Annotated in this window: 12 protein-coding genes; 4 read left to right on the top strand and 8 right to left on the bottom strand. The window is 59.5% G+C overall.

Annotated elements, in window-relative coordinates:
• Positions 1 to 346: 346 nt before the first annotated feature.
• The gene (locus SIAM614_RS26360; protein ID WP_006939251.1) at positions 347 to 778 is read right to left on the bottom strand and encodes a nuclear transport factor 2 family protein; all 432 of its coding nucleotides are present in this window, start codon (positions 776 to 778) and stop codon (positions 347 to 349) included.
• 84 nt (positions 779 to 862) lie between these two features.
• Here SIAM614_RS26360 and SIAM614_RS26355 point away from each other — a divergent pair, with 84 nt between their 5' ends.
• The 3 genes from SIAM614_RS26355 (at position 863) to SIAM614_RS26345 (ending at position 3,178) form a co-directional block, all read left to right on the top strand.
• On the top strand, positions 863 to 1,459 hold the full coding sequence (locus SIAM614_RS26355) for an RNA polymerase sigma factor (RefSeq protein WP_081455360.1): 597 nt from the start codon (positions 863 to 865) through the stop codon (positions 1,457 to 1,459).
• The gene (locus SIAM614_RS26350) at positions 1,456 to 2,220 is read left to right on the top strand and encodes an anti-sigma factor family protein (protein WP_006939249.1); all 765 of its coding nucleotides are present in this window, start codon (positions 1,456 to 1,458) and stop codon (positions 2,218 to 2,220) included. Before SIAM614_RS26355 ends, SIAM614_RS26350 begins: the two co-directional genes overlap by 4 nt.
• 160 nt (positions 2,221 to 2,380) lie before the next feature.
• Complete coding sequence (locus SIAM614_RS26345; protein ID WP_006939248.1) at positions 2,381 to 3,178, top strand: extracellular solute-binding protein; 798 nt, start codon at positions 2,381 to 2,383, stop codon at positions 3,176 to 3,178.
• Between the two features lie 294 nt (positions 3,179 to 3,472).
• On the opposite strand, the gene SIAM614_RS26340 is transcribed toward SIAM614_RS26345, so the two are convergent.
• From SIAM614_RS26340 to SIAM614_RS26320, 5 genes are read right to left on the bottom strand one after another with little or no spacing between them, the layout of a single operon-like run.
• A complete protein-coding gene (locus SIAM614_RS26340) occupies positions 3,473 to 4,387 on the bottom strand; it encodes a sugar phosphate isomerase/epimerase family protein (protein WP_006939247.1) in 915 nt (304 codons plus the stop codon).
• Positions 4,388 to 4,410: 23 nt separating this feature from the next.
• On the bottom strand, positions 4,411 to 5,226 hold the full coding sequence (locus SIAM614_RS26335) for an ABC transporter permease (protein WP_006939246.1): 816 nt from the start codon (positions 5,224 to 5,226) through the stop codon (positions 4,411 to 4,413).
• Between the two features lies 1 nt (position 5,227).
• Positions 5,228 to 6,073 carry an ABC transporter permease gene (locus SIAM614_RS26330; RefSeq protein WP_198137414.1) on the bottom strand — a complete coding sequence of 282 codons (846 nt, stop codon included), beginning with the start codon at positions 6,071 to 6,073 and terminating at the stop codon, positions 5,228 to 5,230.
• Positions 6,073 to 7,167, bottom strand: a complete 1,095-nt coding sequence (locus tag SIAM614_RS26325; RefSeq protein WP_006939244.1) for an ABC transporter ATP-binding protein — start codon at positions 7,165 to 7,167, stop codon at positions 6,073 to 6,075. The genes SIAM614_RS26330 and SIAM614_RS26325 overlap by 1 nt, the downstream gene beginning before the upstream one ends.
• A 22-nt stretch (positions 7,168 to 7,189) precedes the next feature.
• Positions 7,190 to 8,443, bottom strand: a complete 1,254-nt coding sequence (locus SIAM614_RS26320) for an extracellular solute-binding protein (protein ID WP_006939243.1) — start codon at positions 8,441 to 8,443, stop codon at positions 7,190 to 7,192.
• A gap of 169 nt (positions 8,444 to 8,612) precedes the next feature.
• On the opposite strand from SIAM614_RS26320, the gene SIAM614_RS26315 reads away from it, so the two are divergent.
• The gene (locus tag SIAM614_RS26315) at positions 8,613 to 9,755 is read left to right on the top strand and encodes an ROK family protein (protein ID WP_006939242.1); all 1,143 of its coding nucleotides are present in this window, start codon (positions 8,613 to 8,615) and stop codon (positions 9,753 to 9,755) included.
• 140 nt (positions 9,756 to 9,895) lie between these two features.
• On the opposite strand, the gene SIAM614_RS26310 is transcribed toward SIAM614_RS26315, so the two are convergent.
• Positions 9,896 to 11,797: a PhoX family protein gene (locus tag SIAM614_RS26310; protein ID WP_006939241.1), complete on the bottom strand. Its 1,902-nt coding sequence runs from the start codon at positions 11,795 to 11,797 to the stop codon at positions 9,896 to 9,898.
• Between the two features lie 331 nt (positions 11,798 to 12,128).
• A complete protein-coding gene (locus tag SIAM614_RS26305) occupies positions 12,129 to 12,680 on the bottom strand; it encodes a hypothetical protein (protein ID WP_040441173.1) in 552 nt (183 codons plus the stop codon).
• Positions 12,681 to 12,757 lie beyond the last annotated feature (77 nt).

The following is a 12,757-nucleotide window of genomic DNA, read 5'->3' as shown; positions in this document are numbered from 1 at the left end:
CCGCGCATCGGGTGGTGATGAACAGGAACAGGTGCCAAGCGCCCTGTGAGCTGCTTTTCTGAACGTAATAGCAATCAGTCTCGCGACACCAGGATTTCTCCTGACAACGGACTGGCAGTTGAAATGACGCTCAATAAGAGCCTTGCAGAGGCGTATCAATCTCAATGGCCGAAACAGCAAGCCGGCAGGGAAGAGCAAAGCAAACTTCCGGAAACAAACTTGGATAGCGTTTCCACTGGACTTGTCCCGGTAAAAAAAGACATCCTGCGTTCTTGTGAACGCAGGATGCTTGCGCGCCGGTTCTCCCTCCCATGCAAGCGGGAACAGCAGGCAGGGTGATACCGGCTTACTTCGCGAGCTTGGGGTCGATCTGCCAGATTTCACTTGCCAGCTTACCGCCCCGATAGGTCAGGACGTAGCGGACCGGGATGGTGTTCTTGCCGGAAAAGCGCACATTTGCGGTCACGGTCACACCGGCGGGGTTGGCGTTTTCCTGGACATTCGAGACATCGACTTTCAGCTTGCCCTGTGCATCTGTGAACTTGGTCCAGACCGTGCCGATGCTGGCAGCACCGGTATAGACACCGTCCAGCGGGCCACCGACCCAATCCAGTACCGCCTTGTCGGAATAAGATGCTTTCAGGGCATCGACCTTGCCGCTGGCAATGTTGTTGAAATGGGCGCGTGCAAGGTCTTCTCCCGGACCGGCCAGGGCTGCGGATGCAAAAAGAACCGTGCCGGCAAAAGCGGTTGCGGCAAATTTACTGATCAGCTTCATTTGAGGTCTCCATTCGTTCACTATTCGAGATGCGATCTGCCGCATCCGGTGGTGACTACGCCGCCGGTGGAGATTTCCTTCCCGATGAAGCGGGAATTTCTTTCTGGCCGCCGATGGAATAATTCGGACAGCGCGAGCGTTGGTGTCAGTAGTGTCTACGAGGAAGAGCTCTTGCCCGACCATACACAACGCCTGCTCAGGGAGTCGCCGGCCCTGCATCGCTACGCGGTGACGCTGACCTGCGACCAGACCGAGGCGGAAGACCTTGTCCAGGATTGCCTGGAACGAGCCTTGCGCAAGTGGAGCCTGCGCCGGCCGTCCGTTCCGCTGCGGCCATGGCTCTTCCGCATGATGCGCAACCTTCACGTCAGCCGCTGGCGGCGGCTACGGCGGCATTCTAACCACATTGGGCTGGACGATCTGGAAGACCAGCTTCAAGCACCGGCCTCGCAGCAGGACAGCGCCGAACTCAAGCATCTTCTCATCCGCATGCTGGCCCTGCCGGAGGACCAGCGCGAGGCCCTGTTCCTGGTCGGGGTCGAAGGCTTTACCTATGCAGAAGCCGCCGCGATCCTGAATGTTGCCGAAGGAACCATTATGTCGCGCATCAGCCGCGCCCGTGCCAGACTGAGAGAAGCCCCCCGCGCCTCCGAGCGTCCCCATCTAAGGAGCGTGACATGAATTCCCAGGCGGTGCCTCCCATCGCGGAGGAGGACCTCGTCCGATATATCGATAATGAGCTGCCGGCCGAACGCAGGCGCGAGGTCGAGGCCTATCTCAAGGAAAATCCGGAGGCAGCTGCCTGGGTCGAAGCGGACCGGCAGATCGCGGTCAGTCTCAGGACGGCCTATTCCCGCGTGAAGGCCGAGCCGCCGAGCCTGGTTGAACCGTCCCGGGGCAGATGGCTGCCACGCACCGGCATCGCCGCCTCCATCGCGGCGGCCCTGCTGGTGGGTGTCTTCGCAGGCTGGTCCCTGAAACCGGAGGCGGGCCAGCCTGGACAGCAACCCTTCCTCACCGACGCCCTGACGGCCCACCGCACCTTCACCGTTGAAGTTGCCCATCCCGTCGAAGTCGCGGCCAGTGACCAGCGGCATCTGGCGACCTGGCTCGGCAACCGGCTGAACCATCCGTTCCGCATTCCCGATCTGCGGGTTGCCGGTCTGACGCTGATGGGCGGACGGTTGCTGCCGAGCGGCATCGATCCGGCGGCGCAGCTCATGTATGACGACGAGGACGGCAAGCGGGTAACGGTCTACCTGCGCCGCGGGGTCGACGGCGAACCGAAATTCCAGTTCGTGAAATCCGGCACCGAGCAGGCGTTTTTCTGGAGCGACACCGCCTTCACCTACGCGGTGACCGGCGACATGCCCCGGCCCGAGCTCCTGAACCTAGCCCACCTGATCCAGACCCAGTTCGACCCATCGCAGCAATCGAACTGAGCGTCACCGTATCTCGCCACACCTGTTGGTGACCTCGCGCGTTCGTGATGCCTCCAGCGGGAAGACCTGACGGCCGGGAGGCGTAATCCGCAGTGGAGGCGGTGAAAAGCCGCCTCCGGCGTCCTGCGCCTCAAATCAACAGGAAATCAGGAACTCCGACATGAAGAACACCATCCGTGCGCTCGCTCTTCTGGCTTGCGTAAGCCCCGTTCAAGCCCATGAAGGCACGCTCGCCGATCCGTCCATTGAACACCAGCCGGCAGACGGCATCGTCAAGCTCTACGGCGCAGGCGGTCCGCACACGGCCTTCCAGAAAGTTGCAAAGGCCTGGGAAGAAAAGACCGGAAACAAGGTCGAGATCACAGCCGGCCCGGAAACCACCTGGTCTGCGAAAGCCCAGGCGGATGCCGACATTCTGTGGGGAACGTCCGAACAGTCGATGACGGCGTTTCTGGAAACCTATGGCAACTTTGCGTCCGACGGAGTGCAGCCGATCTATGTGCGGCCCGCCATCATCGCGGTGCGGGCTGGCAATCCCAAAAAGATCGAGGGTTTTGAAGATCTGCTCAAGGACGGGATGAAGATCGTCGTGACCGAGGGCGCCGGCGTTGCCAATACGTCCGGCACCGGCGTCTGGGAAGACGTTGCCGGCAGGACAGGCACTCTCGGCGAAATCTCCGCCTTCCGCGCGAACATCGTCGCGTTCGAAAAGGGTTCCGGCGCCAGCTTCAGGGCGTTCAAGAACCTGGAGGCCGATGCCTGGATCACCTGGCCGAACTGGCCGATCAACAACCCGGACGTCCTGAGCTATGTCGATCTGGACGATAACCGCCGTATCTGGCGTGACGTCAATGTCGTGCTCTCCCCCAAGGCAGATCCGGAAGCAAAGGCCTTTCTCGAATTTCTCATAACGCCGGAAGCCGAAGCTCTGATGAAGACAGAAGGCTGGAAGCGCTAACCCAGCGCTTTCCGTCAACTGGATACCTCTCCGCGCTCCCGTGCCCCGATGTGGTGCGGAGAGGACCTGCGCACCGGGCGGGTAAAGGATTGGATATGAATCTCCGGGCTCTGTTGATGGGTGCCTCCGGAACTGGCGGATGTCACCCTCAGGCGTTTCGGCAGATCAAACCTGGTTCCGGCAGTTGCCTCGGGCTCAGGAGTTCGTTCTGCGGCATGGCGGGACGATTGAGACCATGCCGAGTTCCCGGGGCACCGAAATCATAATTACCCTGCCGATCAGCGAGTCGTAAGTTCAATCCGGGCGTGACTGCTCGAAAGCAATTTTTGCAACGCGCCGGGCCGCAACGACGGTCTCCTCGATCGCGTGCCAGCGGTGCTTGTTGAGTTCGATGTTGAAGATTGCGTCTTTCGGAAACCTGTCCAGGCAGACAATCTCGTCAAACGGCAGGTTGCCCCAGCCGATCGGCAGATGAAGATCACCGACACCGAGGCCAAGCGCTTCCTGCTGGGTATGAACGGGAATGTTGCCGGTGCGGCCGAAGCTGTCGTGAATATGCACATGCTTTGCCAGCGGAACAAGCGCCCCAGCCTCCTCCATCAGGTCAAGCCCCAGACTGTCGCAATGCAGTGCGGCGTGGCTTATGTCCAGGCAGGCCATGACGTGGGAGTGGTTGATGAGGCGCAGTTCCTTCGCAAGCTGCGAGGGCGTAGCTGTCAGCCGATTGCCCTTCTCCGCAAAAATGTTCTCGACGCAGAGAACGACCCCGGCCGCCTTGGCTTCCTCGCCAAGCTTCAGGAACGTCTCCCGCTGCTGGTCATACAGTTTCTCGATCTGCGGCTTGGCGAAATACGGCGGACAGAAGCCGGTGTGAAGGACCATGTGCTCGCAGCCCAGTTCTGCCGAGATTGCCAGATGGGCTCGGGCGAGGCGCACATGCAAGTCCAGATAGACCGGATCGCTCATGAAATTGATGCCGATGGCAGCGTGGGCACTGTAGCCGAACGGACGCCCCGCCAGTGCCTGACGCAACTCCTCAAGCCGTGCCTGCATCACTTCGCCATTGGCAACCAGTTCCATCCAGAGCAATGGCAGTTCGACGGTGTCCGTCCCGATTTTTTCCAGAATGTCGAGGCTTTCATTGATGGTCGCCGGCAGGCCGTTGGCGGACTCGGCGGAAGCGCCGACCCGGAATGTTGCTTGAGACATTTCAGTTCCGTTTCTCGATGCAGTTAGAGTTTGCCCATGCCGGCAGCCATGACGTCGTCGCGCATGATGCGGCTGGTCAGCAGAAAGACGACCAGGACTGGGAGGAGGAGAATGAGGCTGACGACGGCAGCGACGGGAATGACAAGCCCCTGCCCGGACAGATTGACGAAAAGCCGTGTGGTGAGCGTGTGGACGATCGGCGCGCCAATGATCAGCGTGCGTTCGAATTCCTCGAAGCTGCCAACAAAGGACAGAAGCCCCGCAGCCAACATGGCAGGGATACTCAGAGGCAACAGGATGTACCGGATGATGGCGAACCGATGTGCTCCGAGGGTCCGTGCCGCGTTGATGATGTCGCCCGGAATGCTTTCGAACCCGCCCGACAGAATGCGGATGGTCAGGGGCAGGACACCCGCGATCTGCACCAGGATGACCCCTTCCATGGAATAGGCGAGGTCCAGTTTCAGAAACACCCGCCCGAGCCCGACAGCCACCACCATTCCGGGCACGATCAACGGCGCGAGGATAAATATCTCGATTATTTTCTTAAGGCGGAAATCGAACCGCGCCAGTGCCCAGGCCGTTGGCATGGCGATGACCATGGAACTGGCCGTGACGATGACCGTGATAACCAGGCTGTTGACAATCGCAGGGGTCAGCGTGGGGTCCGACAGAAACATCGCCCAATGGCGCGAGGTGTAATCACCCGGCGAGAGATTGGGCGGGAACCAGCCATTGGACACCGACCACAAGAGGATGATGCCGATCGGAAGCACGAGCATGAACAGGAGGCAGACAAGGGCGAGAAGGCTCAGGAAAATGCTGTGGTAGCGCTGCATGTCAGCCCTCCCGTTTCATGTGTTGGAGGGTCCTGGCGGTCAGCGCGTAGTAGGCACCGAGCACGATGAAGGAGACGATGATGAGCACGGTGCCCATGCTGTAGATCGCGATCCAGTCGCCTTCGCGATAGGCGTCATACATCTGGATCGAAAGCGGCAAGGGATAAGCTGGGCCCAGGAGGCTGGGCGCGGCGAAGTTCCCGATCGACTTGACGAAACACAACAGGGTAGCGGCCGTTACTCCCGGCATTGCCAACGGCAGTTCAACCATCAGGAAGGCTCTCGTCCTTGACGCGCCGAGACTGCGGGCAGCAGGCACCATGTCTTTGGGGATTGCGCCAAAGGCCCCCGCGATGATCAAGGTCATGAAGGGAATGTCCTTCCAGAGCGTCGAGAGAATGACGCCAATGCCGAATTGATCCCGCACGATCTTGGGCATGCTCAAGCCGATGTGCACCAGGACACGGTCCATGAAGCCCCCCTGCTCGATCAGCGTCAGGACCATGAAGGCCGCGACGATTGAGGGAATGGCAAGCGGGATCTTGTAGAGGCCATTGAAAAGCTTGCGGCCTGGGAAGCTCTTTTGCAAAAGCATGGCCAGCGGAATGGCGACAAAGAGGGTCAGGACCGTGGGCGCGATCGCATAATAGAGGGACATCATCAGCCCCTTGCGGAACTTGGTCTCCAGAAAGATGTCGGCAAGATGCATGAGCGTGAAGCCGGTTCCATCCGCCCCGAGACCCAGAGACCCCGTAATCGCCCAGTAAAGCGGAAGACCGAAGGTCAGTACGAGAAAGCCGACCCCGGGCAACAGCAACAGAGGCAGGTCGAGGGCCATGCGCCGCATCATCGGTCTCCTTCAAGCGAAGGGCTCTCGGGAGCCGCCCCCGCAGAGACGCTTGCCGAACCGGTCTGCTCAAGCAGCGTCGCGATGCCCTCGATGTGGACATTCACCCGCGCACCGACCTCAAGCGGCACGCCGTTGCTGCCTTGCCTTGACTTCAGGCAATGGTTTCCGATCTGGAGATCGTAAAAGATATCCGGTCCCATGAAGGTTACCTGACGCACCACCGCGTCGCCCGCGGCGTCAGGGAAGACGGAGATGCATTCGGGACGCAGGGAAATTTCTCCCTTGCCACGGGCAGCCTGGTCTAGCGGCAGAACGCTCCCCCACGGCAAGGTTGCCAGTGTCCCCTCTGCTTCGACCGGCACCAGATTGGTGTGGCCAAAAAACAGCGCCGTGAATCTCTTTTGCGGCTTCAGATATAGATCACGCGGGCGACCGGATTCCACCACACGCCCCTTGTCCATGACGATGATCCTGTCGGACATGCTCATGGCTTCGCTCTGGTCGTGTGTCACATAAAGCGTCGTAGAGCCTGTGCTGCGATGAAGGGCAAGGAGATCATCGCGCAGGGATTCCCGCAGCTTCGCATCCAGGTTTGACAGCGGCTCATCAAGCAGCAACAAGGCCGGTTGCATGACCAGTGCACGTGCCAGTGCCACACGCTGCTGCTGTCCGCCGGAGAGCTGTTTCGGGTAGCGGCTGACCAGGTCGCCCAACCCGCAAATCGTCACGACATGCTCGAAGCGTCTGAGCTGTTCCTGCTTGCCGAGCTTTTTCATCTTCAGGCCGAACAGGATATTGTTGCGCACGCTCATATGAGGGAACAGCGCATAGGACTGGAAAACGATCGCAATGTCGCGCTTTTCCGGCGGCAGACGAGTGATATCGCGACCCTGCAGCAGGATATGCCCTCCTGATGGAAGGGTAATCCCGGTGATCATTCGCAGCAGGGTGGACTTTCCGCAGCCGGACGGTCCTAGGATGGTGACGAATTCGCCATTCGCCACCGAGAGGGATGTGGGGGAAAGCGCCTCGACGCCGCTGTAGTGTTTGGAGATGTCCAGGACATCAAGTTCGTTTTTCAGGGCGGGCATGCCAGGCGCTTTCCATCTTGTCTTACTTGTCGAGAACGTTTGCCGCAAAGGCATCACGCACCACGCGGGACATCACCGGGTTTGCATTGGAAATGCGTCCTTCCTCATAGATGTCGGCGGGAACGAGAAGCTTCTGGGCCTCTGCCGGAATGAGGGAGGCATCGAGCTCGGTCTTCGGCGAACGCGAAGCGAAGCCCGCTAGCTTCCAGGCTTGATGTTCCGGGGCCAGAATCTCGTCCATGAACAAAAGTGCGGCAGCCAGGTTCGCGGTATTCGACGGAATGAACGCACCTTCGGCACCGCCCGGCTGACCACCGTTGAGGATGGTCACGCGCACTGTATCGGGAAGCTGATTGCCCATGACATAGGAGAAGGTAAGATCTTCCCAAGCCGTTCCGACATTGGCCACGCCATTGGCCATCAGATTGAGCGTGTCGGTGTTGCCATTGGTGATCTGCGCGGTTTCGAGCAGGTCATTGAAATAGGCCCATACGGGAGCAAAACACTCCGAATTGTTCACCAGCTTGTCTGCCGCAGCTTCATCAGCGCTGAGGTCCATCCACTTGGCCACGCAATCATCGCTCATCAGCTTGTGGGAGACAGCGGTCAGAAAGCCACTGCCTGACCCACCGCGCAGTGGCGACGTGATGGCCACCTTGCCCGGATTTGCCTTGGAGTAGGCCAGCAGATCTTCGAAGGTCTGCGGAACCTCATCGCCCTTCACAAAGGCGGAGTTGAAGGCGATGACCGTCTGGTTGCCATGGAAGGGAACATAGGCACCATTGTGCTCGATGCCGCGATACTCATAGGCCAGAGACGGGTCGAGATCCGCTGCATTCGGCAGAATGTCGGTCAGGCGGATGTTCGCCATCTCATTCAGGTCAGCCGGCAGATCGGAAGAGAAATACCCGTCCATCGGAGACGGCTTGCCTTCCTTGTAGGCGGCATCCAGCTGAGGCAGGCCGACGTTGGTCTCGACCGAGTTGAAATGGACCTTGATACCGTACTTCTTCTCAAAAGCCGGAATGATCTGGTTCTGGAAGACCACCAGCGGCGCAGGCGGCCAGTAGCTGTAGAAGGTCATTTCGCCGTCCTTCTTGGCCAAAGGCACCAGGACGTCGTAGAAATTTTCACGGGTGAGCTGGCTCAGATCAACCGATGTGTCGGTGACATTGAAAGTGTCGCCAAACGCCGGGCCGGTCACATCTGCGGCGTGGGCCGCTCCCGTCATGGCAGCAATCACCGCGGCAGAGGCGGCAAGACATTTCAGTTGCATTCTGGGCTCCTTGAGCAAGGTCGGTGGGCTTCCTGATTGCGGAATGGCCACAGGGATAGACCCGGTCAATGACAATTACATTACATAAAGAAAATTAGTGAAGCGGTTGTATTCCGCGTCTTCCGCTGCCAGAAAGGATGATCTGAATCGCCCGTCCCTGAGAGACGCCATGCTGACGCCGAAGTTTTCGCTTGGTCACAATCACCGCAGAATTCTCGACACGCTTCGGCTGAACGGGCCCCTGTCACGCATCGATGTCGCCGAGATCACCGATTTGCAGCCGGCAACCCTGACACGGCTGAGCCAGGACCTGATCGACTGGGGCATGCTTGAGGACGCGAGCCACGAGAGCGTCGCGCAGACACGTTCGGCGGCAAAGCGCAAGACGAGACTGCTGCGCCTCGACAATTCCAAGCTCCGCACGGCAGGCATTGCCTTCACCGTGGACCGGATCGCCTTTTCCCTCAGCTCCCTCACCGGCGAGATTATCGCCGAACAGATGGTGGACACTGAGATCCGGGATCCGCAGGATGTGGCCGCCCTGACCAAGGCGACGCTGGAGAATCTGCTTAAAACCGCAGGCGTGAACAGGAGCCAGTTGCTGGCAGCGGGCATCTCGCTGCCCATCAATTTCAGCGACAACAAGGACCGTTTCTTTACACCGTCCGAGTGGCCGCTTTGGCGCAAGTCCCGGCCCCGGGAGCTATTCGAGCAGGTCCTGGGCGTTCCGACCTGGGTCGAGAACGATGCCCATGCGGCCGCTCTTGCCGAAGCCTACTTTGGTGCAGGCGCAGGCATGGAGAATTTTACGCTTTTTTATTTTGCCTACGGGCTCGGCGGAGGCAACATCATCCATCGCCGGCTTTATCGCGGCTCTTTTGGAAATGCCGCCGCCTTGGGCGGGCTCTTCCCTCAGAACATGCCGCGCCCAAGCGGCAGGGATTTGATGACATTCCTCGCCGATCTCGGAGAAACCCATCAGAGCCTTTTCGACCTTGACGAAGACCTGGGCGACGATCCGCGCATCGCGCCCTGGATTTCACGCGCCTGCGACCAGATCGCTCCGCTGGTACGCCATGCCCAGCTCTTTCTGGACAGTGAAGCAATCGTACTTGGCGGACTGCTGCCACAAAGCGTGTTCAAGGCGATGGTGAAGAAGCTGAACCAGATCGCTTCCGGGTTTATCTCCGATACGCAGATCCTCGTCTCCACCATCGACCGTGCCTGCTTCCATATCGGCGCTGCCAGCATTCCCCAATATGAGGTAACAGCTCCTCACAAGTACAATGGCAGGGTGGTGAAAGGGTTTTGAGGTCAAGTCGGGGGCAGTTCCGGTTGGAGCCGAAGTGACACCTTGTGCAAATCTCAAGGCGGAGTGGACGCGACGAACTGTCCGCCACTTTGAGGAAACGCCTCCGGACGCAGGTCCGGAGGCATCTCTGTGTATAGGCGTCAGCCGATTAGGCCGTTGTCCGAACGCTTGATTGCGATCACGGAGGAGCGTGTCAGCTTGCCTCCGTCCGGCCAGTTGGAGCCCGGATGCTGGATGCCGACAAACATTGTGCGCCGGTCGGCCGACCAGCAAAGTCCGGTCACTTCACAGCCGTTCGGGCCGGTCATGAAGCGAGCGATCTCGCCGGTCACCGGGTCGCCGGCGAGCATCTGGTTGTTGCCCATGCCGGCGAAGTCGCCCTCGTTGCTGTCGTCGCCGTCGGTCTGGATCCAGACGATGCCGCTGGAGTCGAAGGCCATGCCGTCCGGTGAGTTGAAGAGGTTGCCCTCGTTCACGTTTTCTGATCCCGCATAGGCATCCTTGTGGACGGTCGGGTTGCCAGCCATCACATAGAGATCCCAATCGAAGGTCGTCGAACCATGATCGTCCTCGCGGGGGAACCAGCGGACGATCTGGCCGTAGTTATTGGTTTCGCGCGGGTTCGGTCCGCCGACCGGCGTTTCATCGCCACCGGCGTTGGTCTTGACGCCGCGGTTCTTGTTGTTCGTCAGGCAGCAATAGGCTTCGACCGCATGTGGATTGGCAGCCACCCACTCAGGCCGGTCCATGGTCGTCGCGCCGACCTTGGACGCTGCGATGCGCGAATAGACGAGGATTTCGGCAAGGGGCATGCCGGTGGTGTCCGGCGTCAGCGCCAGCCACTCGCCGGACTGATCGTCGTTAAACTTCGCGACATAAAGCGTGCCGTCGTCGAGCAGGCCTTCGGTCGGACCGCCCGGCACATAGCTGCCGTTGGAGACGAACTTGTAGAGGAACTCGCCGCGCTCGTCGTCGCCAAGGTAGACAACCACACGGCCATCGCGGGAGAGAACGACTTCGGCGTTCTCATGCTTGAAACGGCCAAGGGCGGTGCGCTTGACAGGCGTGTTGTTCGGGTCGGTCGGATCGATCTCCACAATCCAGCCGAAGCGGTTCGGTTCGTTCGGATTTTTGGAGAAATCGAACCGCGGGTCGAATTTCTCGTAGCCGTAGCGGCCTTCGTTGGCGATGCCGTAGCGGTCGTAACCGAAGGGGCGTTCAATCGGCTTCTGGTCCTGAGAGGCTTCGGTGGTGCCGAAGTAGGTGTTGAAGTTCTCTTCACAGGTCAAATAGGTGCCCCAGGGCGTCTTGCCCGAGCCGCAGTTGTTCATGGTGCCGAGAGCAGACGTTCCGGACGGATCGGCTTCGGTCTTCAAGAGGTCGTGGCCGGCAGCCGGACCGGAGATCTTCATCGGCGTGTTCTGGTGGATGCGGCGGTTGAACGGGCTGTCGACCACGATCGACCAGCCGGAATCGTCTTCCGCGATCTCGATGACCGAGACACCCTGCATATTCTGCAGTTTCAGCGCATCTTCCGCAGTCTCGGTCTCGCCACCGGTCAGCGGCAGATTGATCTTCGGATTGACGTATTCGTGGTTGATGGCCAGGAGCTGGTGGCCATTGTAGACAAAGCTCTCCATGCCGTCGGTGTTTTCGCCGAAGACCTTGTCGGAAGCCTCCAGGGAAACGCCGGTTTCCGGATCGAAGGCATCGACGCCGGAGAAATAGGGATCGCCCCAGCGGGCCAGCAGCTTCCAATCGTAGCCTTCCGGCACATGCACGGTGCCGTCTGTCTGGGCCGCGATCGGCGTGAAGGCAAAGCGAGAAGCCGCCTGAGCCTGTGCCGAGGTGCTATCCAAAAGCCCGGTTCCCATAACGGCCGCGCCTGAACCAAAGGCGAGCACGCCGCCCAGGAAGCCGCGGCGGGAAATCGCGCGTTCGACGACGCGGTCGAACTCGTTTTCTTCTGCGCGGGGGAAATTGTGCTCGTCCAGTTCGTCGAACGACAGATCGGAGAGGTCGGTTTGGCGATTTCCTGTCATGGTGGCTCCTTGTGGCTTCCGGATAATCATCCTTTCGTCCGGTCAGGCCAGCCTGAGGAGGCTGCCCGCACGGCGGCTCTCCTCAAGTAATGTTATTAAATCACAGATTGATGAACTTCTGACGTATTCCAGCGCACCATATCCAATGTCGGCCTTAGGCGTGCTACTGCCGGGCTTGAATAGCTGAATGGTATCCTTGTCCGGCGTCAGCACCTATGGCCCAGATTTGGGTTTGTGATTTAAGGAGGATTTGGGTTTCGTCGTAGTGACGAAGGAACGAAGATGAAGCTCAAATCTGGCAGTTCGTCGTGGAGGTGTGACGTCGGGCGGCTCAGTCGGAAAAGCCTGGAATGATCCACTGTGGCACCCGAAACAGGAGCACGCTGCTTGTCCGGAAATAATGCGGCTGCAAGCTGGAATCCGTGACCCTCAAGAACGGCTGGCCTAGGCTGTCTGCATCGTCCAGATCGATCATTGCGGTTCGAACCGGCTCCCTTTCACCGCCTTCCTTTTCCGCCACACACCAAAGTTGGATTGGTCCGGCCAGGTTGGCGCAGTGAACCGAGACCGGCGCCGGTTCGTCCTCATCTTCTTCTCGTCGTTCCGCGTACTCAACGATGCTGAGTTCTTCCATATCGGGTGTCCAATGCGTCAAGCGTCGGGCATTGAGCGCAACAACCTCTTCGACAGTCTGGAAGATGACGAACTGCCTCTCATTGTCTTCGGACCAAAGGCGGTTTTCCAAATACTGGACCGACTTTTCAGCCAGGCGAAGGGAGAGTTCGGTGCCGTCATCGAAGACGAAGTTTACCGGCACACACCAAGTTTTCGTTTCAGGGGTCTTGGGGCGTTTCGGGCGGCGCGGAAAGGCAGTGATATTCATTGTTTTCGCTTTGAGTCAGTAATGGGGACGGGGCACGGCGAGAGAAGGTCAACGTGCTGTGAAAGATCCAGAATGTG

This window comes from Roseibium aggregatum IAM 12614, assembly GCF_000168975.1.
GTDB lineage: Bacteria > Pseudomonadota > Alphaproteobacteria > Rhizobiales > Stappiaceae > Roseibium > Roseibium aggregatum.
This window is presented reverse-complemented; position numbering and strand designations above follow the sequence as displayed.

Coding starts and splice junctions, on each gene's coding strand:
- SIAM614_RS26330 (WP_198137414.1), bottom strand. CDS start 6,073: ATGCGGCGCATGGCCCTCGACCTGCCTCTGTTGCTGTTGCCCGGGGTC.
- SIAM614_RS26345 (WP_006939248.1), top strand. CDS start 2,381: ATGAAGAACACCATCCGTGCGCTCGCTCTTCTGGCTTGCGTAAGCCCC.
- SIAM614_RS26325 (WP_006939244.1), bottom strand. CDS start 7,167: ATGCCCGCCCTGAAAAACGAACTTGATGTCCTGGACATCTCCAAACAC.
- SIAM614_RS26310 (WP_006939241.1), bottom strand. CDS start 11,797: ATGACAGGAAATCGCCAAACCGACCTCTCCGATCTGTCGTTCGACGAA.
- SIAM614_RS26320 (WP_006939243.1), bottom strand. CDS start 8,443: ATGCAACTGAAATGTCTTGCCGCCTCTGCCGCGGTGATTGCTGCCATG.
- SIAM614_RS26350 (WP_006939249.1), top strand. CDS start 1,456: ATGAATTCCCAGGCGGTGCCTCCCATCGCGGAGGAGGACCTCGTCCGA.
- SIAM614_RS26355 (WP_081455360.1), top strand. CDS start 863: ATGAAGCGGGAATTTCTTTCTGGCCGCCGATGGAATAATTCGGACAGC.
- SIAM614_RS26360 (WP_006939251.1), bottom strand. CDS start 778: ATGAAGCTGATCAGTAAATTTGCCGCAACCGCTTTTGCCGGCACGGTT.
- SIAM614_RS26340 (WP_006939247.1), bottom strand. CDS start 4,387: ATGTCTCAAGCAACATTCCGGGTCGGCGCTTCCGCCGAGTCCGCCAAC.
- SIAM614_RS26315 (WP_006939242.1), top strand. CDS start 8,613: ATGCTGACGCCGAAGTTTTCGCTTGGTCACAATCACCGCAGAATTCTC.
- SIAM614_RS26335 (WP_006939246.1), bottom strand. CDS start 5,226: ATGCAGCGCTACCACAGCATTTTCCTGAGCCTTCTCGCCCTTGTCTGC.
- SIAM614_RS26305 (WP_040441173.1), bottom strand. CDS start 12,680: ATGAATATCACTGCCTTTCCGCGCCGCCCGAAACGCCCCAAGACCCCT.